The 25,931-nt window shown below is 71.8% G+C and carries 25 protein-coding genes and 1 pseudogene; 15 read left to right on the top strand and 11 right to left on the bottom strand.

The window, feature by feature from the left end:
• Positions 1–282: 282 nt before the first annotated feature.
• Complete coding sequence (locus ACSMXX_RS27605) at positions 283–1,389, top strand: peptidoglycan recognition protein family protein (protein WP_473181377.1); 1,107 nt, start codon at positions 283–285, stop codon at positions 1,387–1,389.
• A 137-nt stretch (positions 1,390–1,526) separates the two neighbouring features.
• Complete coding sequence (locus ACSMXX_RS27600) at positions 1,527–2,291, top strand: YqjF family protein (RefSeq protein ID WP_473181376.1); 765 nt, start codon at positions 1,527–1,529, stop codon at positions 2,289–2,291.
• 77 nt (positions 2,292–2,368) lie between these two features.
• Here ACSMXX_RS27600 and ACSMXX_RS27595 read toward each other — a convergent pair whose 3' ends face one another.
• Positions 2,369–3,208, bottom strand: a complete 840-nt coding sequence (locus tag ACSMXX_RS27595) for a GntR family transcriptional regulator (protein WP_473181375.1) — start codon at positions 3,206–3,208, stop codon at positions 2,369–2,371.
• Positions 3,205–4,134, bottom strand: coding sequence for an HTD2 family dehydratase (locus ACSMXX_RS27590; RefSeq protein WP_473181374.1), 930 nt, complete (start codon positions 4,132–4,134; stop codon positions 3,205–3,207). Before ACSMXX_RS27590 ends, ACSMXX_RS27595 begins: the two co-directional genes overlap by 4 nt.
• A gap of 269 nt (positions 4,135–4,403) precedes the next feature.
• Between ACSMXX_RS27590 and ACSMXX_RS27585 the strand changes: the two genes are divergently transcribed.
• The gene (locus ACSMXX_RS27585; protein WP_473181373.1) at positions 4,404–5,594 is read left to right on the top strand and encodes a CaiB/BaiF CoA transferase family protein; all 1,191 of its coding nucleotides are present in this window, start codon (positions 4,404–4,406) and stop codon (positions 5,592–5,594) included.
• Positions 5,595–5,627: 33 nt separating this feature from the next.
• Here the strand turns inward: ACSMXX_RS27585 and ACSMXX_RS27580 are convergent, their stop codons facing one another.
• Entirely contained in the window at positions 5,628–7,142 is a 1,515-nt protein-coding gene (locus ACSMXX_RS27580) for an NCS1 family nucleobase:cation symporter-1 (protein ID WP_473181372.1), read from the bottom strand.
• Positions 7,143–7,268: 126 nt separating this feature from the next.
• Positions 7,269–8,011, bottom strand: a pseudogene (locus tag ACSMXX_RS27575) (aspartate/glutamate racemase family protein).
• A gap of 162 nt (positions 8,012–8,173) precedes the next feature.
• Between ACSMXX_RS27575 and ACSMXX_RS27570 the strand changes: the two are divergent.
• Positions 8,174–8,446 carry a hypothetical protein gene (locus ACSMXX_RS27570; RefSeq protein WP_473181371.1) on the top strand — a complete coding sequence of 91 codons (273 nt, stop codon included), beginning with the start codon at positions 8,174–8,176 and terminating at the stop codon, positions 8,444–8,446.
• 92 nt (positions 8,447–8,538) lie between these two features.
• Here ACSMXX_RS27570 and ACSMXX_RS27565 read toward each other — a convergent pair whose 3' ends face one another.
• A complete protein-coding gene (locus ACSMXX_RS27565; RefSeq protein WP_473181370.1) occupies positions 8,539–9,729 on the bottom strand; it encodes an MGDG synthase family glycosyltransferase in 1,191 nt (396 codons plus the stop codon).
• Positions 9,730–9,927: 198 nt separating this feature from the next.
• Between ACSMXX_RS27565 and ACSMXX_RS27560 the strand changes: the two genes are divergently transcribed.
• From ACSMXX_RS27560 to ACSMXX_RS27550, 3 genes are read left to right on the top strand one after another with little or no spacing between them, the layout of a single operon-like run.
• Positions 9,928–10,713, top strand: a complete 786-nt coding sequence (locus ACSMXX_RS27560) for an SDR family NAD(P)-dependent oxidoreductase (protein ID WP_473181369.1) — start codon at positions 9,928–9,930, stop codon at positions 10,711–10,713.
• 13 nt (positions 10,714–10,726) lie between these two features.
• Positions 10,727–11,602 (top strand): DMT family transporter, encoded by an 876-nt coding sequence (locus ACSMXX_RS27555; protein WP_473181368.1) that lies wholly within the window; start codon positions 10,727–10,729, stop codon positions 11,600–11,602.
• The gene (locus ACSMXX_RS27550; RefSeq protein ID WP_473181367.1) at positions 11,599–12,366 is read left to right on the top strand and encodes a polysaccharide deacetylase family protein; all 768 of its coding nucleotides are present in this window, start codon (positions 11,599–11,601) and stop codon (positions 12,364–12,366) included. The genes ACSMXX_RS27555 and ACSMXX_RS27550 overlap by 4 nt, the downstream gene beginning before the upstream one ends.
• A gap of 42 nt (positions 12,367–12,408) precedes the next feature.
• Here the strand turns inward: ACSMXX_RS27550 and hypE are convergent, their stop codons facing one another.
• From hypE to ACSMXX_RS27520, 6 genes are all read right to left on the bottom strand, one after another.
• Complete coding sequence (hypE, locus tag ACSMXX_RS27545; RefSeq protein WP_473185011.1) at positions 12,409–13,491, bottom strand: hydrogenase expression/formation protein HypE; 1,083 nt, start codon at positions 13,489–13,491, stop codon at positions 12,409–12,411.
• Between the two features lie 37 nt (positions 13,492–13,528).
• A complete protein-coding gene (gene hypD, locus ACSMXX_RS27540; RefSeq protein ID WP_473181366.1) occupies positions 13,529–14,746 on the bottom strand; it encodes a hydrogenase formation protein HypD in 1,218 nt (405 codons plus the stop codon).
• The gene (locus ACSMXX_RS27535; protein ID WP_473181365.1) at positions 14,743–15,021 is read right to left on the bottom strand and encodes a HypC/HybG/HupF family hydrogenase formation chaperone; all 279 of its coding nucleotides are present in this window, start codon (positions 15,019–15,021) and stop codon (positions 14,743–14,745) included. The genes hypD and ACSMXX_RS27535 overlap by 4 nt, the downstream gene beginning before the upstream one ends.
• A 68-nt stretch (positions 15,022–15,089) precedes the next feature.
• On the bottom strand, positions 15,090–17,546 hold the full coding sequence (hypF, locus tag ACSMXX_RS27530) for a carbamoyltransferase HypF (protein ID WP_473181364.1): 2,457 nt from the start codon (positions 17,544–17,546) through the stop codon (positions 15,090–15,092).
• Positions 17,543–18,364, bottom strand: coding sequence for a hydrogenase nickel incorporation protein HypB (gene hypB / locus ACSMXX_RS27525; protein ID WP_473181363.1), 822 nt, complete (start codon positions 18,362–18,364; stop codon positions 17,543–17,545). Before hypB ends, hypF begins: the two co-directional genes overlap by 4 nt.
• Positions 18,365–18,369: 5 nt before the next feature.
• Positions 18,370–18,771: a hydrogenase maturation nickel metallochaperone HypA/HybF gene (locus ACSMXX_RS27520; RefSeq protein WP_473181362.1), complete on the bottom strand. Its 402-nt coding sequence runs from the start codon at positions 18,769–18,771 to the stop codon at positions 18,370–18,372.
• A 208-nt stretch (positions 18,772–18,979) separates the two neighbouring features.
• Here ACSMXX_RS27520 and ACSMXX_RS27515 point away from each other — a divergent pair, with 208 nt between their 5' ends.
• The 8 genes from ACSMXX_RS27515 to ACSMXX_RS27480 all read left to right on the top strand — a co-directional run bounded on the left by ACSMXX_RS27515 (position 18,980) and on the right by ACSMXX_RS27480 (position 25,929).
• Complete coding sequence (locus ACSMXX_RS27515) at positions 18,980–20,053, top strand: NADH-quinone oxidoreductase subunit B family protein (RefSeq protein WP_473181361.1); 1,074 nt, start codon at positions 18,980–18,982, stop codon at positions 20,051–20,053.
• Positions 20,054–20,143: 90 nt separating this feature from the next.
• Positions 20,144–21,883 carry a nickel-dependent hydrogenase large subunit gene (locus tag ACSMXX_RS27510; RefSeq protein ID WP_473185010.1) on the top strand — a complete coding sequence of 580 codons (1,740 nt, stop codon included), beginning with the start codon at positions 20,144–20,146 and terminating at the stop codon, positions 21,881–21,883.
• 8 nt (positions 21,884–21,891) lie between these two features.
• Positions 21,892–22,410, top strand: coding sequence for a NifU family protein (locus tag ACSMXX_RS27505; protein ID WP_473181360.1), 519 nt, complete (start codon positions 21,892–21,894; stop codon positions 22,408–22,410).
• A 26-nt stretch (positions 22,411–22,436) separates the two neighbouring features.
• Entirely contained in the window at positions 22,437–23,093 is a 657-nt protein-coding gene (locus ACSMXX_RS27500) for a DUF5947 family protein (RefSeq protein ID WP_473181359.1), read from the top strand.
• A 43-nt stretch (positions 23,094–23,136) separates the two neighbouring features.
• A complete protein-coding gene (locus ACSMXX_RS27495) occupies positions 23,137–23,346 on the top strand; it encodes a hypothetical protein (RefSeq protein WP_473181358.1) in 210 nt (69 codons plus the stop codon).
• Entirely contained in the window at positions 23,343–24,074 is a 732-nt protein-coding gene (locus ACSMXX_RS27490; protein WP_473181357.1) for a DUF6084 family protein, read from the top strand. Before ACSMXX_RS27495 ends, ACSMXX_RS27490 begins: the two co-directional genes overlap by 4 nt.
• Positions 24,071–25,114 carry a hypothetical protein gene (locus ACSMXX_RS27485; protein WP_473181356.1) on the top strand — a complete coding sequence of 348 codons (1,044 nt, stop codon included), beginning with the start codon at positions 24,071–24,073 and terminating at the stop codon, positions 25,112–25,114. Before ACSMXX_RS27490 ends, ACSMXX_RS27485 begins: the two co-directional genes overlap by 4 nt.
• Positions 25,111–25,929, top strand: a complete 819-nt coding sequence (locus ACSMXX_RS27480; protein WP_473181355.1) for a hydrogenase maturation protease — start codon at positions 25,111–25,113, stop codon at positions 25,927–25,929. The genes ACSMXX_RS27485 and ACSMXX_RS27480 overlap by 4 nt, the downstream gene beginning before the upstream one ends.
• The last annotated feature ends 2 nt before the right edge of the window (positions 25,930–25,931 follow it).

Genomic DNA, 25,931 nt, shown 5'->3' with positions numbered 1-25,931 from the left:
TTTCAGTGGGCCGACCACAGGAGGCGGAGCCCGGTTCGCTCTGCTACAGGTGATTTCGTGGTCCGCGTTTCTTTCAGAACTCCGAGAAAGTCAGAACGCGTTGCCCCGATGGGGTTGTCGCGTTCATGGCGTACTGCCTTTACTGGCGGGGCGCGGAATCCGATTTCAGCCCGTGCGGGGAGCGGCAGTTCTGCAATCTCCCCGCACGGGTCCCCCACGCATCGGTGACCGAACTCCGAGCGCGGGAGTCACCGTTCCTTCCCACTCCCGAAGGAGACCGAGATGGCTGCACATCCAGGCTTCGACCGTCGTGCCCTGCTCCGCGGTGGTGTGGCTGCCACGGCCGCCGGTGCGATCGGCCTGGGCGCCGCCGGCACCGCGCACGCCGCCGCCCCGGCCGCGAGGGCGGCCCGCCCGCTCCGGAAGTCCCGCGCCAAGGCCGCAGAACCGCGTATCTACACCACCGAGGAGTGGGGCGCACGGCCCGCCTCCGGTGAGATCGTCATCGAGGACCACGTACCGACCTTCATCGTCGTCCACCACACCGCCGAACCGGGCAACAGCGAGGACTACTCGCTGGAGCACGCGAAGAAGATCTGCCGGGACATCCAGAACCACCACATGGACGGCAACGGCTGGTCCGACAGCGGCCAGCAGTTCACCAACTCCCGCGGCGGATTCCGCCTTGAGGGCCGCCACCAGAGCCTGTCCGTCGTCCGCGGCGGCACCCAGCACGTGCAGGGCGCCAACGTCGGCGGCCACAACAGCGAGGTCATCGGGATTGAGAACGAGGGCCTCTACACCGACGTGGACGTCCCCCCGGCGCTGTGGGAGTCGCTCGTCCAGCTCGTGGCGTGGATCGCGTCCCAGTACGGCACGCAGCTGCAGAACATCCAGGGCCACCGGGACTTCAACTCGACCGAGTGCCCCGGCGACGTCCTCTACGGACGCCTGCAGGAGCTGCGCGACGCGGTCGGCAACGCCCTCGGCGTCTCCGCCCCCTCCGGGGACGACGTGCTGACCTGGCCGCTGCTCAAGCCGGGTGCCGCCGGCGCACACGTGCGCGCCGCCCAGCATCTGCTGCGCGGCAAGGGCTACAGGGTTCCGGTGGACGGCGTCTTCGGTACGTCCACCAAGCGCGCCGTGGCCGAACTGGCCGACCGGCACGGCGTCAAGCGCCACACCTGCTCGGCCGCGTACCACTGCAAGGACGACGAGACCGGCTACCTCGGCTCGGACATCTGGCCGCTGATCACCCCGTCGTCGCGCGCGGCGGGCGGCGACGACGTGGACGACGCCGTCAGTACGCTGCTGCGCAAGAACCGGCGCCGTACCCGGCTCGCCTCGGGGAAGCTCACCCAGTCCGACTGGAAGCGGCTGCTGTCCTGACGCGGCAGCCCTGACGCGAGGGATGTGGCCGGGTCGCGCTCCCCGGCCGCATCCCTCGCTCTGCTTCCGCTTCGCCCCCTGCGCCCTGCGCCCGGCTCGCCCGGCACCGCGTCCCGGGCGTCTGCGATGCTGGTCCTGTGCCGCAGACGAAGCGCGAACCGCAGCCCGTCACTCCCGACCCGCCGGTTTCCACGTCGCCGCCGCTGCTCACTCAGTCCTGGCTCGATCTGGCTTTCGTGCACTGGAGGGCCGACCCGGCTGATGTGGCGCCGCTGCTGCCGCGGGGCACCGTGCCGGACGTGCTGCACGGCACCACGTACGTCGGCCTCGTCGCGTTCCGCATGCACCGCGTGGGCTGGTTCCGACTGCCGGGCATCCCGTATCTCGGCAGCTTTCCCGAGACGAACGTACGGCTGTACTCGGTGGACGGACACGGGCGGCGGGGCGTGGTCTTCCGGTCGCTCGACGCGTCACGCCTGATTCCCGTCACGGTGGCGCTCACCGCGTTCCGCATGCCCTACAGGTGGTCGCGCATGTCGGTGCGCAAGGACGGCACCTCGATCACCTACACCAGCAGCCGGCGGTGGCCGGGGCCACGGGGCGCACGCTGCCGGATGGCCATACGGACCGGTGAGCCCGTCGAGGAGCCCACTGAGCTCGAACACTTTCTGACCGCCCGCTGGGGCATGCACAACACGTTCTTCAACCGGGCGGTGTATCTGCCCAACGACCATCCGCGCTGGCCGCTGCACCGGGCCGAACTGACCGAGTGCGACGAGGACTTGGTGACGGCGGCGGGGCTGCCCGCTCCGGCCGGCGAGCCCGTGAGCGTGCTGTATTCGCCGGGTGTGCCCGTACGGTTCACACGCCCCGCCCGCCCGGCGGGGGTGCCGACTCCCTGAACCGGGCCTCTGCACCGGCTTCCTGGCCCGCCCCTGACCCGGCCTCCTGGCCCGCCCTCTGACCGGATTCCTCCTGCTCAGAGCGGACCGCGCCGCAGCCGCACCCGGTAGGAGTACTGCTCCGGCAGGAAGTGACTCACCGCCAGCTCGACGCGCTCCCCGGTGGCCGTCGCGTACAGCCGGTCGATGCGCAGCACCGGATGGCCCGGCTCGCAGCGCAGCTCCGCCGCCACCCGCCCGGGTGCGGCCGCCACCGTGATGCTCTGTTCGGCGTCGGTGATGGGCGCCTGCAGCCGCTCGTCCAGCAGACCGATGACGGTGACGGTGCTCACGGCTCCGCCCTCGGTGAGCTCCGGCACGGAGCGCAGCGTCTCCCCGACTCCGGGCGGCAGCCAGACGGCGGTGTGGCAGAACGGCACGTCGTCGTGGAGCCGCAGAAAGGCGGCGGTGTGCACCACGTCGCTCTCCAGCCCGAGCCTGCCCGCGGCGTCCAGGTCCACCTGCCGGCGCAGCGGGGCCGACAGCCGCATCGTCGTGTCGACGGACAGGCTCATCAAGTCGTCCACCGAACCGAACTGGCGCAGATAGCGACTGCCGCGCGGCGCCGCGAACGTGCCGCGCCCGGGCACCCGGTGCACCAGCCCCTCCGCCACCAGGTCCTGGAAGGCCCGCCGCACGGTCTGCCTGCTGACCTGGTACGTACGGGCCAGCTCGGCCTCCGTGGGCAGCCGCGCCCCGTCGGGGTAGCGGCGGGAGAGGAGGCCGGCCCGGAGGTCGTCGGCGAGAGCGCGGTACGCACTGCGGGCGCGGCCCGTCGCGCCGGAACCCGTCGTGCCGGCGCCCGTCGCTCCCGTCGCGCCCGTCACATCCGCGGCACCCGTGGCGCGCGTCGGGGCAGCCGTGCCGGAGTCCGTCACGCGAGCGTCACCTCCGCGGTGGCGTGCGCGTCGTCGCGGCAACTGGCCACCCGCAGCCGCACGCCGGTACCGCCGCCGGGACCTCTGTCACGGCCGCCCCGGCCGCCCGCCGCCCCGCCCTCCCCGCAGGTCAGCAGCCGCTCACCGCAGAAGACGGGCTTGCGCAGCCGGTACGACAGCGCGCGCACGCTCCGCCCGGGAGCCTCGCGCCGTACCAGCTCCAGCATCGACAGCACCAGCAGCGGCCCGTGCACGACCAGCCCCGGGTACCCCTCAGTGCCGGTGGTGTAGGGCGCGTCGTAGTGGATGCGGTGCGCGTTGGCGGTGAGTGCGCTGAAGCGGAAGAGCAGCGTGGGATCGGTCCGCCACGGCGACCGCCAGGCGGCGTCCGTCTCGGGCGCGGTCACGGTGTCCGGGACGAGCTCCGCCGGTACGGGCGCTCCGCCGCCGCTGCGGTAGACCAGGTCCACCTCTTCCGTCACGCACAGCGCGCCGCCCTGCCGGTACTCCCCCCGTACGGTCACGAACAGCAGCCCGCCGCTCCTGCCCTCCTTGACCTCGGCTCCGCTGAGCGAGCTGGTCAGTTCGGCGGGAGCGCCGAGCGTCAGCGGCGCCCGCACATCGAGGCGTCCGCCCGCGAACATCCGCCGCCGCTGCGGCAGCGGCGGGAGGAAGTGACCGTCGCGTGGATGTCCGTCGGCGCCGAGTTCGCCCTGCCTCGGCCAGCGCAGGAAGTGCAGCCAGTGCCACAGCGGGGGAAGCGGCTGCCCGGCGGCCGCCGCCGGAGCGGGCAGTCCGAGCACGGCGGACAGCGCGGCGCAGGGCCCGGGGTCGAGGGCGTCGGTGCTGTGCACCGGGCCGGGCCGCCACGTACGGGCGATGTCGCGGAGTGCGTCTGTGCCGCCGGCGGCGGTGGGCTCGGACACGGTCGTCCCTCGCTCTCGCTCTCGCGCTCCCGCCCTCAGGACACCGGCGGTTCCGGTACGTACAAAGCAGGTGAATTCTGTGGAGGAGGCCGCCCAGCAGTCAATAAGGGCACGAGTCTTCGCAGTTCACAGCGGCATTGACACGGCTCGCGAATTGGCCGTACAAATCTGGGCGTACGGCGGCGAACAGCGGCGTACGGAGCCGGGGCGGAGCACGGCGGCGGAGACGCAAAGACACGCAACGCAACGGACCGAACGGAGCGGAGCCCATGACCGATGTACGGCCGCTGGACGGCATCACAGTCGTCAGCCTCGAACAGGCCGTCGCCGCGCCCTTCGCCACCCGCCAGCTCGCCGACCTCGGCGCCCGCGTCATCAAGATCGAACGCCCCGGCGGCGGCGACTTCGCCCGCCGCTACGACACGACCGTGCACGGCAACTCCAGCTATTTCGTGTGGCTCAACCGCTCCAAGGAATCCCTGAGCCTCGACGTCAAGGACGAGCGGGGGCGTGCCGTACTCGGCGAACTCCTCGCCCGCGCCGATGTGTTCGTCAGCAACCTGGCGCCCGGCGCCGCGGGCAGGCTCGGTCTGTCCCCCGCCGAACTCACGGCCGCACATCCGCGCCTGATCCCCTGCACCGTCTCCGGCTACGGCACGAGCGGTCCATGGGCGGACCGCAAGGCCTACGACCTGCTCGTGCAGTGCCAGACAGGTCTCGTCTCGCTCACCGGCACGGGCGGCGAATCCGCGCGGACCGGGGTGTCGGTCGCGGACATCGCAGCGGGCATGTACGCCTACAGCGGCGTCCTGACGGCCCTGTTCACCCGCGCGACCACCGGCGTGGCCCGCCCCGTCGAGGTCTCCCTGTTCGAGGCGCTCGCCGAGTGGATGGGCCAGCCCGCCTACTACACCGCGCACACGGGCACGCAGCCGCCGCGTCTGGGCACCCAGCACCCGACCATCGCCCCGTACGGCGCATACACCGCGGCCGACGGCAAGGACGTGCTCTTCTCCATCCAGAACGAGCGCGAATGGACGGCTCTGTGCACGGAGTTCCTCCAGGACCCGGACCTGGCCGGCGACCGGCGCTTCGCCACCTCCTCGGCCCGCGTCGCGCACCGGGAGGAACTCAACGCCGTCGTTGCGGAGCGCTTCGCCTGCTCGGATTCCGAGGAGATCGTCGCGGTACTCGACCGGATCGGCGTGGCCTGCGCGGGCGTCAACTCCGTCGCCGAGTTCCTCTCACATCCGGTGCTCAGCGGGCGCGACCGCTGGCGTGAAGTGGCCGTTCCCGGCGGTGCGTTCGTGCAGGCGCTGCTGCCGCCGGCCGACCTGGCCGGTACCGCCGCCCGCATGGACCCGGTTCCGGCTCCGGGCGAGCACACGGACGCGCTCCTCGGCGAACTCGGCCACTCGCCGGAGCAGGTGGCGGCGTTGCGGGCCGACGGCGTCGTCTGACGCCGTCGGCCCGCAACGCCGCGGCCGCGCGCCTCAGCCCTCCCGTACGGGCACCGGGTGTTCGGGCGGCCCGCTCTTCCCGGCCTCGCGCACGTCCGCGTGCCCCGCTGGGAGGATCGCCTCGGCCAGCGGCCCCTCCTCGCGCCTGCCCGCGGAGCGTACGTAGTAGATGACGCCGGCGAGCAGCAGACCGAAGATCCACGCGAACGGCGCCACGTCCGAGAACCGCGGGACGAGCGCCAGCACCGCGGAGACGATCGCCGAGGGCACGAAGGCGATGAGCGCCTCGGGGTTGAAGCCGCGCCGGAAGTGGTAGGCGCCGCTCTTCTCGGCCGTGAACAGGGCCTCCACGTCGATCTTTCCACGCCGGATCAGGTAGTAGTCGACGAGCAGGACGGCCACCATCGGCCCGAGGAACGCGCCCAGTCCGCCCAGGAAGTACTGGATGATCACAGGGGTCGAGTACAGCTCCCACGGCAGGACGACGATCGCCAGCAGCGCTGTGACCATGCCGCCGCGCTTGAAGTCCAGGTACTTCGGGAGGAGGTTGGCGAAGTCGTAGGCGGGAGACACGAAGTTGGCGACGACGTTGATGCCGATCGTTGCGATCATGAACGAGATGGCGCCGATCACCGTCACCCACGGGTTGTCGATGCGGTGGATGACCTCGACCGGGTCGGAGACCGCCTCCCCGAAGACCGAGATGGTGCCCGCCGTCATCAGCACCGACGCCACGGCGAAGGCGGTGAAGTTGACCGGCAGCCCCCACATGTTGCCGCTCCTGTACGCACGGTGGTCCGGCGTGAAGCGGGCGAAGTCGGCGTAGTTGAGGACCAGCGTCAGGAACGTGGTGACGGTCAGCGAGACGGCCACGGCGCTCTCGTGGAACTGCTCCCCCGCGCTCAGCCCAGTCACCGACTCCGTCAGCGAGATGTCGCCGCCCGCCTTCACCAGCAGCCAGGCGGCGAGTACGAGCATCACGATCCACACGACCGGGCCGGTGGCGATGTCCTGGACCTTGCGGATGAACTCCATGCCGCGGGTGAGAAGTACGGCCTGCGCACCCCACATGACGAGGAACGAGATCCAGCCCAGCCTCGTCTGCCCGAGGAAGCCGCCCGTGTCGAGGCTCTCCAGGCCGGGCGATATCTGGATGGCGAGCAGCACCAGCGCCTTCGAGGCGAGCCAGGTCTGGATGCCGTACCAGGCGACGGCCATCACCGCCCGCAGCAGCGCCGGGATGTTGGCGCCGTAGACGCCCCAGCTCGCGCGGGCGAGCACGGGGAAGGGGACGCCCGTACGGTGCCCCGCGTGCCCCATTCTGTTCATGAACCACTGGATGATGCAGATGCCCGCCAGCAGGGAGACGAAGACCTGCCAGGGCGGCAGACCCAGTACGAACAGGCTCGCCGCGAAAGCGTAGTTGCTGATCGCATGGGTGTCGGACATCCACAGCGCGAAGATGGAGTACGCGCCCCATTTGCGCTCCGCGGTGGGAGCGAGGTCCGCGTTGAACAGGCGGGGATCCGGCGTGCGGGGAGTCGTCACGGGCAAGCCTTCCGTCGAACAGGCACTCCGGAGGACGGAAAGAGAATTCCGGCCGTCCGGGGTCCGGCCGCACCATACGGTCCCCGGGGCCTGTGGCGACATCGTTGCGACGCGATTGCCGTCAGATCAATCAGGACGCGGAAGGTACCTGCTCAGCGGCCATGAACTGATGGTCTTGGGCCGCGGAGGAGCGAAGCTGCGCACCTTGCTGGTGGAGAGGCCGAGCCCCACGACCGCCTCCGCGAAGGCCACGGCGGCGGCGACACCGTCCACGACGGGCACCGCGAGTTCGGCCTCGACCCGCTCCCGCAGCCCGGCCATTCCGTCGCAGCCCAGGCAGATCACCTCAGCGTGGTCCTCCTCGACGGCCGTACGCGCCTGGCTGAGGATCTCCGTCACGGTCCGCTCCTCGTCCTCCTCCAGTTCCAGTACGCCCAGGCCCGTGCCTCGTACGGACGCGCAGCGCTGCAGCAGCCCCGCCGTCAGCAGCCGGTCCTGGATCTGCGGCACGGCCCGGTCGAGGGTGGTGACGACGGCGTAGGAGTGCCCGAGCATCATCGCCGCCTGTGCGGCGCACTCGGTGATGTCGAGGACTGGTACGTCGAGGAGTTCCTGCGCGGCCTCCCGCCCCGGTTCGCCGAAGCCGGCCATGACCAGGGCGTCGAAGGGCTCCCCGTCCCAGGTGGCGAGCCGGTCGAGCACGGCGGCGGCGCTCAGTTGCCCTTCGAAGTGCCCTTCGATCGACTCCGGCCCCCACAGCGGTCCGGCCGCGACGATCTCCGTGCCCGGCGGGCGCTCTCCTCCGCGAGCGTCCTGATCGTGGCGGTCATGGAAGCGGTGGTGTCCGGATTGAGGACGAGGATGCGCACGGCCGCTCCAGACGCCGGGTGACCTGGCAGGTGACGGCAGAGACTACGGCGGCCGACGCGGCGGAAGCGGCCCGGTGCCGCCCGCACCCGGCGTGACCCGCCCGGGCTGCGGCGCGGGCCGCCCGGGAGGCGGGCCGCCTGCCACGGGCTTAGCGTCGGCACATGGGATCCGGTGAGTCTCACTTCGACATCCTTCTGCAGCCGCAGACGGCCGACTTCGAGGGCCACCCCGAGCACGGCCCCGTGCTGCGCGCGATCAACGTACGGGCGACCGGCGCGCTCGGTGCCTCCGGCTATCCGCGCTACGCGGGCGAAGGTGTCGAGGCGGACATCGACCCGCGGACCCGTACCGTCGAAGCGATCACCGTCGACGGCGAGGAACTCCCCTACGGATGGGTGGCGGAGATCGCCGACGAGGACGGCGCGGCGAGCTGACGGGAGGTCCGGACGGCTTCCCGGCCCGACCGACCCGCGCGCAGCCGCACCTGTCCGCGCGCGCCGCCGCACCTGGATCGGCCCAGATCCCTTCAGACCGCCCGTACTCCGGCCAGGGTCAGCTCCGCGATCCGCTGCGCCGCGTCGGTGCGGAAGAGCGCGAGGCCCTCGCCGATGCGCTGTTCGCGTACCGGCCCGGGCCGTACGGCGGTCTCCAGCGCTTCCGCCAACTCCCCCCGTTCGCGGGCGAGTCCGGACAGTCCGGCCGCGGCCATCGCCCGTACGCCCTCCGTGCCGTGCCCGGGAAGCGGCCGGTATCCGATCACCGGAACCGCGGCGGCGAGCGCCTGCGCGGCCGTCTGCCCCGCGGCGTTGTCGACGAGCGCGTCCGCAGACGCCATCAGGTCCGCCATGTCCTCGACCCAGCCCAGCGCGAGCGTCCCCGGCAGTGCGGCAGCCCGGCGCCGCAGCCGCTCGTCCCGGCCGCACAGCAGTACGGGGCAGAACCCGTGGGCTGCCAACTCCCGTGCCGTGCCCGGCAGTCCCGACCCGACACCCCACGCCCCGGCGGAGAGCAGGACCACCGGGCGACCGGGAGCCAGCCGGCCGAACTCGCCACGCCAGTACCCGGGCGCGGACTCCCGCCCCGCGGCGAATGCCTCCGGGACCACGGGCCCGGTCGCCTCCGCCGGCCTGCCGGTGACCGCCGCCGCCGTACGGGCGGCCGCCCCGGTCACGCACAGGTACACGTCGTTGCCCGGGTGGAGCCATCCGCGGTGCACGGCGAAGTCGACGACCGTCACCACGCTCGGGATCTGCAGCACACGGCGCTTGCGCAGCCTGCCCGTCACCTGGGCTGACAGATGGAAGGTGGAGATCACGGCATCGGGTTGCCAGGCCTCCACGACGTCCATCAGGGGGCGTTCCGCGAGCGCCGCGAGGGGCGCGCTGCCCGGCCTCGGCACCGTGGCGCCGTCCGGACGGGCCGCTCCGTCAGCTCCGTCAGCTCCGTCCGCCCCGTCCAGTCCGCCGGGTCCGTCCGGCCCGTACGGCCCCGGCGCGAGGAACGCGGCGTAGATCCACGCGTACAGCTGCGGCACGTGCCGGACCGCGCCCTTGTACCCCGCCCGCAGCGCGGGCCCCACCCCCGTCGGGAGCAGTGTCAGGACATCCTGGATCCGGGCCGAGTGGCCACGTGCCCGGAGCCGCTCGGCGAGCTCGCCGGCGACGGCGTCGTGACCCGCGCCCATGCTCGCGCTCAGCAGCAGAAACCGTTGCCGCACAGTGCCCCACCAGGTCCGATGGTCGGCGCCGGACCCGACGGCACAGCGCCCGTACGGGTGACTGGGTGCCGCGTTACCGGCCGGCCGAACCGGGCCCGATCGAGTGATTCGGGCTGCTGTACGAACGACCCCCCACAGGCGGCTCCGGCCGATAGCCAGCATTCTGGGAGTCCTGCTCCTGATCACCCGGAGGGTGTCATGTTCGAGGGTTCTGGGCGGCTCGCAGCGCGCGGCACGCAGCGGCCGGTGGCGCTCATCACCGGTGCCTCTTCGGGCATCGGCACGGCGGTCGCCGAGCAGCTCGCAACGGAAGGCAGCTGGCGCCTGCTGCTCAACGGACGTGACGAGGAGCGCCTCGGCGACGTCGCCGTACGCACCCGGGGCACCGCTCTGCCTGCCGACGTCACCGATCCGCAGGCCCGCGCCCGGCTCGCCCGCGAGGCACTTGCGCACGGCGGCCGGGTCGACGCGCTGGTCGCCGGGGCGGGCATCGGCTGGGCCGGACCCTTCACGGCACAGCCGGTCGAGTCCATCGACCGGCTGCTGGCGGTCAACCTCTCCGCCGTCATGCACCTGGTGCGGCTGCTGCTGCCGGGGATGGTCGCCCGTCGCAGGGGCCGCATCGTGCTCATCGGTTCCATGGCGGGCAGCGTGGGCGTGCGCGACGAGGCGGTCTACTCCGCGACGAAGGGCGGTCTGATCGCGTTCGCCGACAGCCTGCGCTACGAGCTGTCCTCCACCGGTGTTCGCGTCTCCGTGGTGATGCCGGGCGCCGTGGACACCCCCTTCTTCGGCCGCCGTGGCGCCCCGTACCACCGCACAAGGCCCCGGCCGGTGCCTCCGTCGCTGGTCGCGGAGGCCGTACGCAGATCCCTGGTGCACGGAAGACCCGACGCGTACGTGCCCGGCTGGCTCGGCCTCCCGGCGCGGCTGCACGGCGTCGCGCCGGGTGTCTTCCGCTCACTCGCCCAGCGCTTCGGCTAGGAGTCGGTACGACGTGTTGCTTCTGGCGGTAAGTGTCTTCCTCGCGCTGCTGGCGGCCCTGGCGAACGCTGCGGCGTCCGTACTGCAGCGGCGTGCGGCGGCCACGGAACGGGTCACCTCCAGCGGCAGGCGCTTCTCCTGGCTCACCCATCTCCTGCACCGGCCGGTGTGGATGTGGGGTTCGGCGATGCTCGTCTTCTCGGGGATCTTCCAGGCGGGCGCCCTCGCCACGGGGCCGCTCGCCGTGGTGCAGCCGGTCATGGCGACAGAGCTGCTGTTCACGCTGGTCGTGGGCAGCATCTTCTTCCACCGCCGTCCGGACGCCCGCGCCTGGTGGGCGTTTCTCTCGATGGTGTCGGGGCTCGCGATCTTCCTCGTCCTCGTGCATCCCTCGGTGGGCACGACGCGGGTGCCCGTCGGACGGTGGGTGACGGTCGGGGCGGTCGTGCTCGTCGTCGTGATCGGGCTGATCGTGCTCGCCGCCAGGCTGCCGTCGTCGCCGCGTGCGACGGTGCTCGGTACGGCGACGGCCTTCGGGTTCTCCGGTACGGCGGCGCTGATGAAGGACGCGGTCGCCCGGCTGTCGGACGGGCTGGTGGCGCTGCTGACGGCGTGGCAGACCTACGGCGTGGCCGTGGTCGGACTGGCCAGCTTCCTGCTGCTGCAGATGACGCTGCGCGCGGGAACCCTGGTCGCCTCCCAGCCGGCCCTCACCCTGGGCGACTCGCTCATGAGCGTCGTGCTGGGCGCGGTGCTCTTCGACGAGCATCTCCGGGTCGGACTGCTGATCATTCCGGAGCTGGGGGCGCTGGCCCTGGTCGGTCTGGGCAGCCTTCAGCTGGCGAGGACACCGGAGGTCTCGGGCGATCAGCAGGGACAAGTGTGGTGAGCGCCGGTTCCCGGCGGTCGTCCGGCGCCCTCCGCGCAGCCCGCGACGGTGCGCTGTGGGCGGGAGCCGCCGCGCTCGTGACAGCGGGCTGGCATCTGGGACCGGCCGCGAGCTGGCTGCCGGCTGTACGCAGGGTGGTGAGCCCCGCTCTGGACGGCCGCGGCAACCCCGGCCATGTGGCGCTGACCTTCGACGACGGGCCCGACCCGGTCAGCACTCCGTATTTCCTGGAGGAACTCGAACGCCTCGGCGCCCGGGCCACCTTCTTCGTACTCGGCAGCCGGCTGGAGCGGTATCCGCAGCTCGGCGGGCGCATCGTGGCGGAAGGCCACGAACTGGCGGTGCACGGCTGGCAGCACGAGCGGTTCTGGCATCCGAGACCGCGCCGGGACGTACGCGATCTGGCCCGGGCGACACACTCCGTGCACCGCGCGGCCGGTGCGCGCCCCCGCTGGTACCGGCCCCCCTACGGCGTTCTCACCGCGACCCGGCTGGCCGCGGCCCGGCGGCTGGACCTGCAGCCCGTGCTGTGGACGGCGTGGGGCCGGGACTGGACGGCGACGGCCGACGCGGACAGCGTCCTCGCGGAGCTGGCCGGACGGATGGGCGGCGGCGCGACCGTACTGCTGCACGACAGCGACCACGCATGCGCCCCCCACGCATGGCACTCCGCCCTGGACGCGCTGCCGCACCTGGTGATGCGGTGCCGGGCCGAGGGGCTGACGGTGGGGCCGCTGGCCGAACACGGCCTGCGGTCCGCGTGACGTCGCCGCCCCTCGGCCTCCCCCGGTGCCGGCACCGCCGGTTCAGCAGATACGCGGAAGCTGCTCCCCCACCGGGAGGTCCACCACACGTGTGCCGCCCAGTCCGGTGCGGGCGACGACCATGCCGGGGTGCGCCTCGACGCATTCGCCGATCACCGCGGCCCGTGCACCCAGCGGGTGCTCCCGCATGGCGGCCAGCACCGCCTCCGCGTGCTCCCGGGGAACGAAGGCGACGAGCTTGCCCTCGTTCGCGACGTACATCGGATCGAGTCCCAGCACAGCGCACGCGTTGGCCACCGGCGGCGGGACCGGCACTGCCTTCTCCTCCAGGACCACGCCGGCTCTCGCCGCGACCGCGATCTCGTTGAGCGCCGCCGCGAGCCCGCCCCGTGTCGGGTCGCGCAGCACATGCAGGTCCGGCGTGACGGCGAGCATCGCCTCGACGAGACCGCCGAGCGCGGCGCAGTCGCTCTCGACCTCCACGCCGAACTCCAGCCCGTCGCGCACGCTCATGACGGCGACGCCGTGCACGCCGATCTCCCCGCTGACGATGACGACGTCACCCGGTTCCGCCCGCTGCGGGCGGATGTCCACTCCCTCCGGGATGAGTCCGATGCCCGCGGTGTTGAGGTAGATGCCGTCGCCGCGTCCGGCCTCGACCACCTTCGTGTCGCCGGTGGCGACCTCCACGCCCGCGGCGCGGGCCGCGGCACCGAGCGCCTCGGCGACCCGTGAGACCAGCGGCACCTCGACGCCCTCCTCCAGGATGAAACCGCAGGAGAGATAGGCGGCACGCGCGCCGCTCATGGCCAGGTCGTTGACGGTGCCGTTCACGGCGAGGTCGCCGATGCTGCCGCCGGGGAAGAACAGCGGCCGTACGACGAACGAGTCGGTGGAGAAGGCCAGCCGCGTGCCGCCCAGCGTGAGAGCCGCGGAGTCGGCGAGGCCAGCGAGCAGATCGCCCCCGAAGGCGGGCGCGAAGATGTGCTCGACGAGTTCGGAGGAGAGCGCTCCCCCGCCGCCGTGGCCCATCACCACCCGCGGCTGGTCGCGCAGCGGCGCGGGGCAGGTCCAGCCGGAGAAGTCGGGCGCGGCCGGCCCGGCGGCTCCGGCAGTCGGGCCCATGGTCGGGTCGGTGTTCGGGTCGGCGAGGCCGGTGGTCTCAGACAACGGGGCTTCCCTCCAGCGAAGTCGACGCGGACGCGGTGCCCGTGCCCTCCGGCGTACGGGGGCCGCCCACCGCGGGCGGCCCGGCGGTCTCGTTCGCAGACGACTTGGTGGCCGCGCTCATGCTCTCCAGGCGGCGGTAGAGGTAGTACGCGGCGCAGGCACCCTCGCTGGAGACCATCGTGGCGCCGAGCGGCGTACGAGGGGTGCACATGGTGCCGAACGCCTCGCACTCGTGTGGCTTGAGAAGCCCCTGCAGTACCTCGCCGCTGCGGCACTCCTCGGGCTCCCGGGTGTCGATGCCGGCCACCGAGAAGCGGTGCTCGGCGTCGAACTCCCGGTAGCGGGAGGCGAGTCGCCATCCGCTGTCCGGGATCACGCCGATGCCCCGCCAGGCTCGGTCGGCGACCTCGAAGATGTCCGCGAGCATCGCCTTCGCCGCCGGGTTGCCCTCCGGCGGCACCACACGGGCGTACGCGTTGTCGACGGTGTGCTCGCCGCGCTCCAGTTGCCGCACGGTGCGGCGTACGCCCTCCAGCACGTCGAGCGGCTCGAAGCCGGTCACCACGATCGGCACCCCGAACCGCTCGGCCAGCGCCGGGTATTCACCGGTGCCCATCACGCTGCACACGTGTCCCGCGGCGAGGAAGCCCTGCACCCGGCACGACTCCGACTGCATGATCGCCTCGATGGCCGGGGGTACGCGTACGTGCGAGACGAGCAGGCTGAAGTTGCGGATGCCCAGCCTGCGGGCCTGATGAACCGTCATCGCGTTGGGTGGCGCGGTCGTCTCGAAACCGATGCCGAAGAAGACGACTTCACGGCCGGGGTTCTGCTGCGCGATGCGCAGCGCGTCCAGCGGTGAGTAGACGACCCGGACGTCGCCGCCCTCGCCGCGGACCTGGAACAGGTCGCGGTCCGTGCCGGGCACGCGCAGCATGTCGCCGTAGCTGCAGAAGATCACCTCCGGCCGGGAGGCGATCTCCAGGGCCTTGTCGATGACCTCCAGCGGCGTCACACACACCGGGCAGCCCGGGCCGTGAATCAACTCCACCTGTTCCGGCAGAAGTTGGTCGATGCCGTGCCGGATGATGGAGTGCGTCTGGCCGCCGCAGACCTCCATCAGGGCCCAGGGCCGGGTGACGGTGGCGTGGATGTCGTCCAAGAGCTTGCGCGCGAGAGCGGGGTCCTGGAATTCGTCGATGTACTTCATTTCGCCGCCTCCTGTGCAGCAAGCTCCCAGGGGTCGCCGAACTCCTCCTCCAGCAACCCGAGTTCCTCGAACAGCGCGAGCGTCTGCCGCGCCGACTCCTCGTCCAGCCGCTGCAGCGCGAAGCCGACGTGGACGATCGTGTACTCGCCGGCCTGCAGGTCCGGCAGGTACTCGCAGCACACCTCCTTCTCCACGCCGCCGAAGTCGACGGTGGCCATGCGGGTGCCGTCCCGCTCCTTGATCTCCAGCACCTTGCCGGGTACCGCCAGGCACATGGTGTTTTCTCCTTGCTCTTCGGGTGGCCGGGAGCCCTCCGGGCCTCCGGGACGTCAGCGGTGCCGTCTCAGCGAACGGCCCGTGTACGCGGCGGTCCCGTGGCCTCGGCGCGGGCCGCGATCATCAACTGACCCAGGGCGAGGCCTCCGTCGTTGGGCGGCACGAGCCGGTGCCGGAGCACGGTGAACCCGTCCTCGCTCAGCAGGCGCGCACACGCCGCGGACAGCAGCGAGTTGGCGAAGACGCCGCCGCTGAGCGCGACCGTCCCCAGCCGGTGCCGCTCCCGCGCGGTACGGCAGACCCGCAGTACGAGCGCGGCGACCGACCGGTGGAAGCGCGCGGCGGTGGACCCGGCGGCCACACCGGATCGCACGTCCGCGACGATGCCCGCCAGCACCGGTGCCGGATCGCAGGTGAGGGTCTCCGCAGCCGTCGTGCGAAGCGTGAACGCCCAGTCGCGGCGGCCCGGTTCGTCCCCGTGCGCGGCCGCCGCGGCCTCGAACTCCATGGCGGCCTGCGCCTCGTAGCCGGCGTGGTGGCACACCCCCGCGAGCGAGGCCGCGGCGTCGAAGAGCCGCCCCATGCTGGAGGTGGGCACACAGCCCAGCTTCCGCTCCAACTGGACGGAGAGCGCCTTCAGTTCGTCCTCCGGGCAGGCGGCGGTGCAGGGCAGGTCCGCGTCCCAGGGCAGACCCGCCGCATAGAGGTGGGCGAGCGCCATCCGGTAGGGGCGCCTGACCGCCGCGTCGCCGCCCGGAAGCGGCACCGGGCTCAGATGGGCCAGCCGCCGGTAGCCGTCGTAGTCGGCGAGGAGGAACTCGCCGCCCCACACGGTCGCGTCGTCCCCGTATCCGGTGCCGTCGAAGGCGACGCCGATGACGGGGGCACTGCCGTCCAGGCCGTGTTCGGCCATGACGGAGGCGATGTGGGCGTGGTGGTGCTGCACGCGGTGTACGGGCCGTCCTTCCGCGTGCCGCTCGGCCCAGCCCGCGGACCGGTATCCGGGGTGCCGGTCCGCGGCGAGCAGCGCGGGACGTACTCCGGTGATCGCCTCCAACTGCCGTTCCGCGCCGTCGAAGGCGTTGAGCGTGGCCAGATCGTCCATGTCGCCGATGTGCGCGGACAGCCACGCGTGATGGCCCTCGCCCATGCAGAAGGTGTTCTTCAGGTCGCCGCCGACGGCGAGCGCCGCCGTCACCGGCGCCGGCAGATTGACGGGGAAGGGCGCGTACCCGCGTGAGCGGCGCACCGGCAGCTGCTCCCCGTCCGTGACCCGCACGACGGAGTCGTCGCAAGGCACATGGATCGGCCGGTCGTGCGTCAGCCAGGCGTCGGCGAGCGGGGCGAGCCGCTCCAGCGCCTCCTCGTCGGAGGTGACGATGGGCTCGCCGCCGAAGTTGCCGCTCGTCATCACCAGCAGCCGCGGTCCGGGAGGGTCGCCGGGAAGCCCGAGGAGCAGATGGTGCAGGGGCGCGTACGGCAGCATGATCCCCAAGTCGGCGCTGCGCGGCGCCACTTCGTCCGCCACCGCCAGCGGCTGCCCCGCGGTCTCCGAGGTCTCCGCGCCTGCCACGCCGTACGTGCCGTACGTACGCCGGCGCAGCAGCACGATCGGCCGGCGTCCGCCGCTGAGCAGTTCACGTGCGACGGCGTCGAGCTGCACCAGCCGCGCGGCGTCCTCCAGGTCCCGCGCCATGAGCGCGAACGGCTTGTCACCGCGGGCTTTCCGCCGCCGCAGCAGGCTGACGGCACCGGCGTTCGAGGCGTCACAGGCGAGGTGGTAGCCGCCGATCCCCTTCACGGCCACGATCGCCCCCTCGGCGAGCAACTGCCGTGCGGCGGCGACCGGTTCACCGCCCCGCCCGCCGTCGGCACCCCCCGCACGGGCCGGTACGTGCAGCCTCAGCCGCGGGCCGCAGTCGTGGCACGAGACGGGCTGCGCGTGGAAGCGGCGGTCGCCGGGGTCGCGGTACTCGTGCGCGCACCGCTCGCACATCGGGAAGCCGTCCATGGTGGTGTGCGAGCGGTCGTACGGGAGCCCGGTGACGATCGTGAAGCGCGGACCGCAGTGCGTGCACGTGATGAAGGGGTGCCGGTAGCGCCGGTCGGCCGGGTCGCTCAGCTCCGCGAGGCAGTCCGCGCAGGTCGCGGTGTCCGGTGCGACGAGAGTGCGGGCGGTCCCGCCGCGGCCCCGCGACTCCGCGATGGTGAATCCGCGGCCGCCGGCGGTGGCCATCGGCTCGTGCGTCACCGACTGGACGACGGCCAGCGGCGGAGCGTCCGTGGTGATACGCCCGCAGAAGGCCGCGAGCGCGTCCGGCCCGCCCTCGACCTCGGCGACGACGCCGTCCCCGGTGTTGGCGACATGCCCGGAGAGCCCGAGTTCACCGGCGAGCGCGTACACGAAGGGCCGGAAGCCGACGCCCTGGACGACTCCCCGCACGGTGACCTTGCGGCGCTGCGCCAGCTGGGTGCGCTCCGTGCCGTTGCGTGCCGCTGTGGCGGTGCCGTACTGCGGGTTCACGAGTGGCTGCGGGCCGGCACGCCGGCGGCGTGGGTGTGCGGGTGCGTGTGCGCCCCGGCGTCCGGGCGGGTGTTCAGGTGCGTGTGCGTGTGCCCGTACGCGCTGCCACCGCAGGATCCGGAACCGGTTCCGGCGCGGGCCATCACGGGCCGGTGCACCTCGCCCCCGTCGGCGACGGCCAGCGCACGCTCCAGCAGCAGACCCGTGCCGGTGCCTCTGCGCGCCGAAGTGAGCACCACGTCGACACCGGGGTTGACCTGGCGGACGTTGGCCCGGAACGCCTCCTCGTCGAAGCCGGCCGCCTCGGCGATGTCGTCCTTGGTGACGATCACGAGCTGCGCCAGCCCGAACGCCGTGGGGTACTTCAGCGGCTTGTCCTCCCCCTCCGTCACCGAGGCGAGCACGACACGCAGGGATTCCCCCAGGTCGTAGGAGGCGGGGCAGACCAGATTGCCGACGTTCTCCACGAACAGCAGCCGCGTGCCCCCGGGCAGCCAGCCCTCCAGCTGCGCGCTGAGCATGCCGGCCTCCAGGTGGCACAGCCCGTCCGTGAGCACCTGCTTCACGGGAACACCTGCGCGGGCGAGGCGCTCCGCGTCGTGCTCGGTCGCCAGGTCCGCAGTCAGCGCCGCCACGGGCACACCCCGCGAAGCGGCCAGCGCGAGTTCGGCTTCGAGCAGCGCCGTCTTCCCGCTGCCGGGGCTGGAGAGGAGGTTGACGACGGTGGTTCCGCGGGCGGCCAGTTCCGCGCGCAGTGAACCGGCGCGCTCGTCGTTCTTCACGAGCACCGCCTGCTGCAGATCGACGACTCGGCACATGCGTCTCAGCTCTCCTTGACCTGTACGGATGCGTGGTGGGCGGCGCCGTCATCGCGGGCGCCGCCCGCGTGGCGGAGGCCGGTGATCTGCAGTTCGCGCCCCGACACCAGCTCGGCCTTGCCGCCTTCGCACTGCGGGCAGCACAGCTGCGGGGGCATGCCGGTTGCCCATTCGGCTCCGCAGGGTGCGCAGCGGGCACGGCCCGGTACGTGCTCGATGAGGAGTTCGGCGCCTTCCAGCACGGTCCCGGCGCACGCGAGTGAGAAGCAGAAGCGCAGTGAACCGGCCACCACACCGGCCAGTTCGCCGAGCCGCAGCCGTACGGCGGACACCGTCCGGCAGCCGTCCGCAGCGGGGGCCTCCGTCACCTGCTCCACCATCGCCACAGCGATGGACATCTCGTGCATCTCATCCCTCCGCTTCGCGGTTCATTACAGGCCCGCCCCCGTAGGCGGCCCCCCTGACACGCCGCCCTCCGGGGGCAAGGTGGTCCGTTCGGCTCACCTGCTCCGGCGCGCTTACGTTGTGGCGTATCTACCTATATGTCAGATTTTTGAACTGTGTTGCTCTGACAGCGGTACGGGCGGTCGACGACGGTGCGAAGGGATCGGTCCCATGGGCGGCGAGGCGGCAAAGACGGCAACGGCACCGGCGGCGGCGACCGCAATCGACGAGATCCATATCCTGTGGACCTCGGAGGGCATGAGCTGCGACGGCGACACGGTCTCGGTGACAGCGGCCTCGCTCCCCAGCCTTGAGGACGTGGTGCTGGGCGCCGTCCCCGGTCTCCCCAAGGTCCATCTGCACAACAAGGTGCTGGCCTACGAGACCGGCGAGGACTTTCTGACCGCCTTCCGCAAAGGGGCCCGCGGCGAACTCGGGCCCTTCATCCTCGTCGTCGAGGGCTCCATCCCGAACGAGAACATCAACGGCGACGGCTACTGGACGTCCATGGGCAACGACCCGGACACCGGCGAGCCGATCACTCTCAACACCTGGCTCGACCGGCTGGCCCCGCAGGCCTGGGCGGTCGTCGCCATCGGCACCTGCGCCACGTACGGCGGCATCCACGCCATGGCGGGCAATCCGACCGGCTGCATGGGACTGGCCGACTACCTCGGCTGGGACTACCGCTCCAAGGCCGGGCTGCCGATCGTCAACGTGCCGGGCTGCCCCGTACAGCCGGACAACTTCATGGAGACCCTGCTGTGGGTCCTGCATCAGGCGGCCGGGCTCGCTCCGACCATCCCGCTCGATGAGAACCTCCGGCCCACCTGGCTGTTCGGCAAGACCGTCCATGAGGGCTGCGACCGTGCCGCGTACTACGAGCAGGGGGACTTCGCAAAGGACTACAACTCGCCCAAGTGCCAGGTGAAGATCGGCTGTTGGGGCCCGGTCGTGAATTGCAACGTCACGAAGCGCGGCTGGATGGACGGAGTCGGCGGCTGTCCCAACGTGGGCGGCATCTGCATCGGCTGCACCATGCCGGGTTTCCCCGACAAGTTCATGCCGTTCATGGACGAACCTCCCGGTGCCTCGCTCTCCTCGTCGCTGATGAGCCTCTACGGGCCGTTCATCCGCAGCATGCGGTCGATCACGAACCGCTCGGCGAACCGCGAACCCAAGTGGCGGCACGACGAGCCCGCCCTCACCTCCGGCTACCAGCCCCGCTGGACCGGCCGCAAGTAATCAGCGAAGCACCCGTGAGAGGAACGAGAAGTGGCGACCGCCCAGCAGACGTCGAAGGCATCCGGCACCGGGGAACGTGAACTGACCGAGGTGGCCTTCGATCCCATCACCCGGATCGTGGGCAATCTCGGCATCTACACGAAGATCAACTTCCCGGGCCGTGAGGTGGCGGAGTGCCGCAGCACCTCGTCCATCTTCCGTGGCTACAGCGTCTTCATGAAGGGCAAGGACCCGCGGGACTCGCACTTCATCACCAGCCGCATCTGCGGCATCTGCGGCGACAACCACGCCACTTGTTCCGTGTACGCGCAGAACATGGCGTACGGAGTGAAGCCGCCGCCGCTCGCCGACTGGATCATCAACCTCGGCGAGGCGGCCGAGTTCATGTTCGACCACACGATCTTCCAGGACAACATGGTCTTCGTCGACTACTGCGAACGCATGGTCAGAGAGACCAACCCCGGTGTGCTCGAACGCGCCGAACGCACCCCCGCTCCCGGCGCCGGGACGCACGGCCACCGCACCATCGCCGACATCATGCGCTCCTTCAACCCCTTCGAGGGCGAGACGTACAAGCAGGCGCTGGTGATGAGCCGGCTGACCCGCGAGATGTGCTGTCTCATGGAGGGCCGCCACGTCCACCCCTCCACGCTCTACCCGGGCGGCGTCGGCACGGTCGCCACACCTCAGCTCTTCACCGACTATCTCGTGCGGCTCATGCGCTGCATGGACTTCGTCAAGCGCGCCGTCGCCATGAACGACGACGTCTTCGACTTCTTCTACGAGGCGCTGCCCGGGTACGAAGAGGTCGGCCGCCGGCGCACGCTGCTCGCCTGCTGGGGCTGCTTCCAGGACCCCGAAGTCGTCGACTACGACTACCGGACGATGAACACGTGGGGGAACGCCATGTTCGTCACCCCCGGCATCATCGTCGACAACAAGCTCGTGACGACCGACCTCGTCGACATCAACCTGGGCATGCGCATCCTGCTGGGCAGCAGCTACTACGAGGACTGGGTCTCCGAGGAGACATACGTCGAGCGCGACCCGCTGGGCAATCCCGTCGACCGGCGCCACCCCTGGAACCAGACGACCCTGCCGCAGCCGCAGAAGCGCGACCTGGACGGCGGCAAGTACAGCTGGGTGATGAGCCCCCGCTGGTACGACAAGCGGACGGGCGACCACCTGGCCCTCGACACCGGAGGCGGCCCCATCGCCCGCCTGTGGGCGACGGCGCTGGCGGGGAAGGTCAGCACCCCGTACGTACGTTCAACGGGGCGGAGCGTCCAGATCGATCTGCCGAAGACCCCGATGACGCCCGAGACGCGGCTGGAGTGGAAGCCGCCTGCGTTCCCCAACACCCTGGAGCGCAACCGCGCCCGGATGTACTTCGTCGCGTACGCCGCCGGCATGGCGCTGCACTTCGTGGACCGGGCGCTGGCGGAGGTGCGGGCGGGACGCACCAAGGTCTTCGAGGACTTCAAGGTGCCCGAGGAGGCCATCGGCGTCGGCTTCCACGAGGCGGTGCGCGGGGTGCTCTCCCACCACCTCGTCATCCGCGACCGCAAGATCGCCAACTACCACCCGTATCCCCCGACCCCGTGGAACGCCAGCCCGCGCGACCACTTCGGGACCCCGGGTCCGTACGAGGACGCCGTGCAGGGCATGCCGATCTTCGAGGAGAACAGCCCCGAGAACTTCAAGGGCATCGACATCATGCGCACGGTCCGCAGCTTCGACCCTTGTCTGCCGTGCGGCGTGCACATGTACCTCGGAGACGGGCGGACCGTGCGGGAGAGCCACTCCCCGACCTTCGGCGCGCTGGCGTAGGCCGCGGGATGACATGGAACGAGCGCGAGGCGCGTGAACACGTCGCCCGCACCGAGGAGTTGCTCTCTGGCCTGGACGGCCTCGCGGACACGGCCGCACGCGATCAGGCACTGGACGCGCTGCACGCGCTGGCCGGGATGTACGGCGAATGCCTCGCCCGCGTGATGAGCCGCGCGGACGAGGAGACGCGGTCGGCGATCGCGGACGACGAACTGGTGGCCCACCTGCTGCTCGTGCACGAGCTGCACCCCGAGACCGCGGGGCAGCGGGTGCGGCGCGCCCTGGCCGACGTACGGGGCGTGACGCTCCTCTCCGCGGACGAGCAGGAGGTGCGCGTGCGCATCGCCCCGCAGGGGTGCGGCTCTCCGCCGGCGGAGCAGCTGGCGCGGACGGTACGGGAGGCGGTGGCCTGGGCGGCGCCCGAGGTCGAGCGGGTGGAGACCGAGGACGCCGCGCCGGAGCCGTCGCTGATCCCGGTGGAGTCCCTCTTCCGAGGCGCCGGCGCCCAGCCCGCCGGGAACCGGTGACCGCCGTGGGGCAGGGGAACGGGACGGTGCCCCGTGTGCCCGGCGACCGGCTGCGAGGTCTGCTGCGCCGGCCCATCGCCGCGGGCGGCACCGCCGCAGGAACTACCGCGGCCGCCGCCGAGCGCTGCGACCTGTGCGCCGAGTCCGTCCCCGAGGGGCACCGGCACATGCTGGACGTCCAGAAGGACACGCTGCTGTGCACGTGCGGGCCGTGCTCGCTCCTCTTCGGGCAGAGCGCCGCGGGCGGCCGGCACTACCGGCTGCTGCCCGGGCGCAGGACGCGGCTGGAGCACTTCCGTATCGGCGCTCCGCTGTGGGCCCGGCTCGGTGTGCCCGTCGGCCTGGCCTTCTTCGTACGGGACGGGGCGAGCGGCGAAGTGAGCGTGGGGTATCCCAGCCCGCTGGGAGTGACCCGTTCGGCCATTGGACCGGAGGTCTGGGAAGCGGTCGCGCAGGGGTACCCGGAGCTCGCGGAACTCGCCGACGGCGTGGAGGCGCTGCTGGTGCACCGCTCGGACGGCGCGGACGAGCACTGGATCGTCCCGCTGGACGACTGCTACCGGCTCGCGGCTCTCGTCCGTACCCACTGGCGGGGGCTGTCGGGCGGCACCGAGGTGCGCGAGCACATCGACGCCTTCTTCGCGGGACTCGGCGCGACCTCCGCGCAGGACCGCACGAGCTGAACCGCTGGGCCACCGGGCACAGCAGACGAACCGAGGAGTCACCATGGCTGAGATCAAGGTCGGCGAGCCGCACGTGCGGCTCGACAAGGCGGCACACGTCCCCGGTGTGCGGCAGGGCAACCACGAGGGCATGTACAAGCGGCAGCCCGGACATCTGCCCGACGACACCTCCACGGCGCGCAGATCGACGGGGGTCAGCCCGAAGGCCAAGGACCCGGTCCTGCCCGGCATGCCGAACCTCTCCCCCGCGTGAACGTGGAAGCGCACACCGTCGCGGACGCACACGTCGCCGACGGTGCGCGGGCCGGCACCGACCGGCGTACGGACGTCCCCGATCTGGACTTCGCCGTCACCGGCGTACGCGCCATGCCGGACGCAGCCGTTCCGACGCTGGCCTTCCGGCTCGCGCTCAGCCGTACCGGCGGCGGCCGGGTCCGCTCGGTCTCGCTGAGCACGGACGTGCGGATCGCGGTCGCCCGACGCGGCTACGACCGGGCCGACCAGCTGGTCATGGCGAGGCTCTTCGGCCAGCCCGAGCAGTGGGCGACGAGCATGCGGCCGCTGACCTGGGCCCGGATCAGCACGGTCGTACCGCCCTTCGACGAACGCACCGAGACCGACCTGCCGGTGCCCTGCAACCGGGACATGGAGCTTGCCGTGACGTCGTACTTCCACGGAGTGCGCGACGGGGAGATCCCGCTGGACTTCCTCTTCAGCGGGACCGTCTTCCACGACGGCCCGGACGGGCGGCTGCGGACCGCGCAGATCTCCTGGGCCAAGGACGCCGGCTGCCGGATGCCGGCAGCGCTCTGGCACGAGGTCACGGGCCGCTACGGCGGCGGAACGAGCTGGCTTCCGCTGTCGGCCGGCGCGTACGGCGAACTCACCGCCCACCGGGACCGGCACGCGCTGACGGGATGGGACGAGACGGTCGCCGACCTGCTCGCCCGCGTACGCACCACCGCTGGAGGTACGGCGTGAACGCCGTGGAGAAGATCGCCCGTGCCTGTCTGTACGAGGGGTACCTGCTGTGGCCGTACCGCAGGGGCGCGCTGAAGAACGCCCGCCGCTGGACCTTCGGCGGGGTCTATCCGCAGCGGTGCGCCGGGGTGATCGGCGAGCCGTCGCACATGCGCACGGAGCTGCTGCTGCGTGCGGGACCGGCGGCGAAACTCACCGTTCACGTGCGGTTCCTGCAGGTCATCGACCGGCAGGTGTACCGCAACGGGCCGACCGGACCGGTGCCGGTGGACGAGCTCCGCGTCGAGGGCAACAGCCATCTGACATGGCAGGAGGCGACCGAGCGGCGCTGGGTGTGCCCTCCCTGGTCGCCGCGCCGCGGGCCGCGCACCAGCACGATCGACATCGCCGCGGGCACGGACCGGGAGGCGCTGCGCGCCGAGTCGGGCAGCGTCGCCGGGACGCTGGTACGGGGCTGGCAGCGGCTGACCGGGAAGGTCCGGCTCAGTTCCGTGCCCGTCACGGACAAGGTGATGCGGGTGACGGTGGATGTCGAGAACACCTCACCGTGCCCGCTCGCGGCCGCAGGCGCACGGGACGCACGGGACGCGCTGGCTCCGTACGCCTTCTCCTCCACGCACCTGGTGCTGCACAGCGAGGCCGGGGATTTCGTCTCGCTGACCGACCCGCCAGCGGACCTGCGGGAGGCCGCCGCGGCCTGCGAGAACGTCGGCGTGTGGCCCGTACTGGTCTCCGAGGACCCGCAGGCCGCCCGGCGCACCCCGCACTTCTCGGCGGAGGTCCTCTCCTCCCCCATCACGCTGTACGACTTTCCGGCCGTCGCTCCGGAGAGCCCCGGCGACCTGTTCGACGGGGGTGAGATCGACAAGCTTCTGATCTTCAGCGTGCTCAGCCTCACCCCGCGGGAGCAGGAGGAGGCGCGGGCCACCGATCCGCGCGCACGGGAGATCCTGGACCGCTGTGCGTCCCTGGAGCCCGAGGACCTCGCCGCGCTGCACGGCACGATCCGCGCGTTCCGGCCGGTACTGGAGGGACGGTGAGCGCGGACCCGGGCCGTACGGTCCGGGTGGGAGGCGTGCGGGTGGGGCGCGGCAGCCGCGTGCGGCTGCGGCCCGGGCAATCGGCCGACGTCCTCGACCTGGCGCTCACGGGACGTACGGCGGAGGTCGACGCCGTCGAGGAGGACCTGGAGGGCCGCGTCCATGTCGTCGTCACGCTCGACGGCGACGACGGGCGGGACTTCCGCACCGGCCTGGGTCACCGCTTCTTCTTCACGCCGGAAGAGGTGGAGCCGCTGGGGGAAGGTCCCGCGGGGCCGCGGATCCTCGTCGCGGGGATCGGCAACATCTTCATGGCCGACGACGCCTTCGGACCGGAGGTCGTGGCCGCCATGCGTGGACGGACGCTCCCGGAGGGCGTGCACATCGCGGACTTCGGCATCCGCGGCATGGACCTCGCCTACCGGCTGCTGGACGGCTACGACGTCGCCGTCCTGGTCGACGCGGCGCCACGCGGCGGGGAGCCCGGCACCGTCCACGTCATCGACCCCGGGCCACTGCACGCCGCACCGGAGGCCGGGGAGCGGACGCTTCCGCAGGCGCACGGGATGGACCCGGTGCAGGTGCTGGCCCTGGCGCGGCAGCTGGGCGACGGGACAGGGGCGCTGCCCCGGGTGCTCGTACTGGGATGTGAACCCGCGGTGCGGATGCGCGGCGACGAGCCCGACGTGGTGGTCGGGCTGAGCGGACCCGTGCGCGATGCCGTACAGCGGGCGGCGGACATGCTGGAGTCGCTGACCGCCGAACTTCTGCGCGACCCGCACCGCGAACTGAGCACACCGGCAGTCGGGAGGTGAGA

This window comes from Streptomyces sp. DSM 116795 (assembly GCF_055792905.1).
Note: the sequence above shows the minus strand (reverse complement) of the source record. Positions and strands in the feature narration are given on the sequence as shown.

What these genes read in the sequence shown, in the direction of transcription:
- ACSMXX_RS27520 (WP_473181362.1), bottom strand. Translation starts at nt 18,771, where the DNA reads ATGCACGAGATGTCCATCGCTGTGGCGATGGTGGAGCAGGTGACGGAG.
- ACSMXX_RS27505 (WP_473181360.1), top strand. Translation starts at nt 21,892, where the DNA reads ATGACATGGAACGAGCGCGAGGCGCGTGAACACGTCGCCCGCACCGAG.
- ACSMXX_RS27605 (WP_473181377.1), top strand. Translation starts at nt 283, where the DNA reads ATGGCTGCACATCCAGGCTTCGACCGTCGTGCCCTGCTCCGCGGTGGT.
- ACSMXX_RS27585 (WP_473181373.1), top strand. Translation starts at nt 4,404, where the DNA reads ATGACCGATGTACGGCCGCTGGACGGCATCACAGTCGTCAGCCTCGAA.
- ACSMXX_RS27535 (WP_473181365.1), bottom strand. Translation starts at nt 15,021, where the DNA reads ATGTGCCTGGCGGTACCCGGCAAGGTGCTGGAGATCAAGGAGCGGGAC.
- hypD (WP_473181366.1), bottom strand. Translation starts at nt 14,746, where the DNA reads ATGAAGTACATCGACGAATTCCAGGACCCCGCTCTCGCGCGCAAGCTC.
- ACSMXX_RS27570 (WP_473181371.1), top strand. Translation starts at nt 8,174, where the DNA reads ATGGGATCCGGTGAGTCTCACTTCGACATCCTTCTGCAGCCGCAGACG.
- ACSMXX_RS27495 (WP_473181358.1), top strand. Translation starts at nt 23,137, where the DNA reads ATGGCTGAGATCAAGGTCGGCGAGCCGCACGTGCGGCTCGACAAGGCG.
- ACSMXX_RS27515 (WP_473181361.1), top strand. Translation starts at nt 18,980, where the DNA reads ATGGGCGGCGAGGCGGCAAAGACGGCAACGGCACCGGCGGCGGCGACC.
- ACSMXX_RS27560 (WP_473181369.1), top strand. Translation starts at nt 9,928, where the DNA reads ATGTTCGAGGGTTCTGGGCGGCTCGCAGCGCGCGGCACGCAGCGGCCG.
- hypB (WP_473181363.1), bottom strand. Translation starts at nt 18,364, where the DNA reads ATGTGCCGAGTCGTCGATCTGCAGCAGGCGGTGCTCGTGAAGAACGAC.
- hypE (WP_473185011.1), bottom strand. Translation starts at nt 13,491, where the DNA reads ATGGGCCCGACTGCCGGAGCCGCCGGGCCGGCCGCGCCCGACTTCTCC.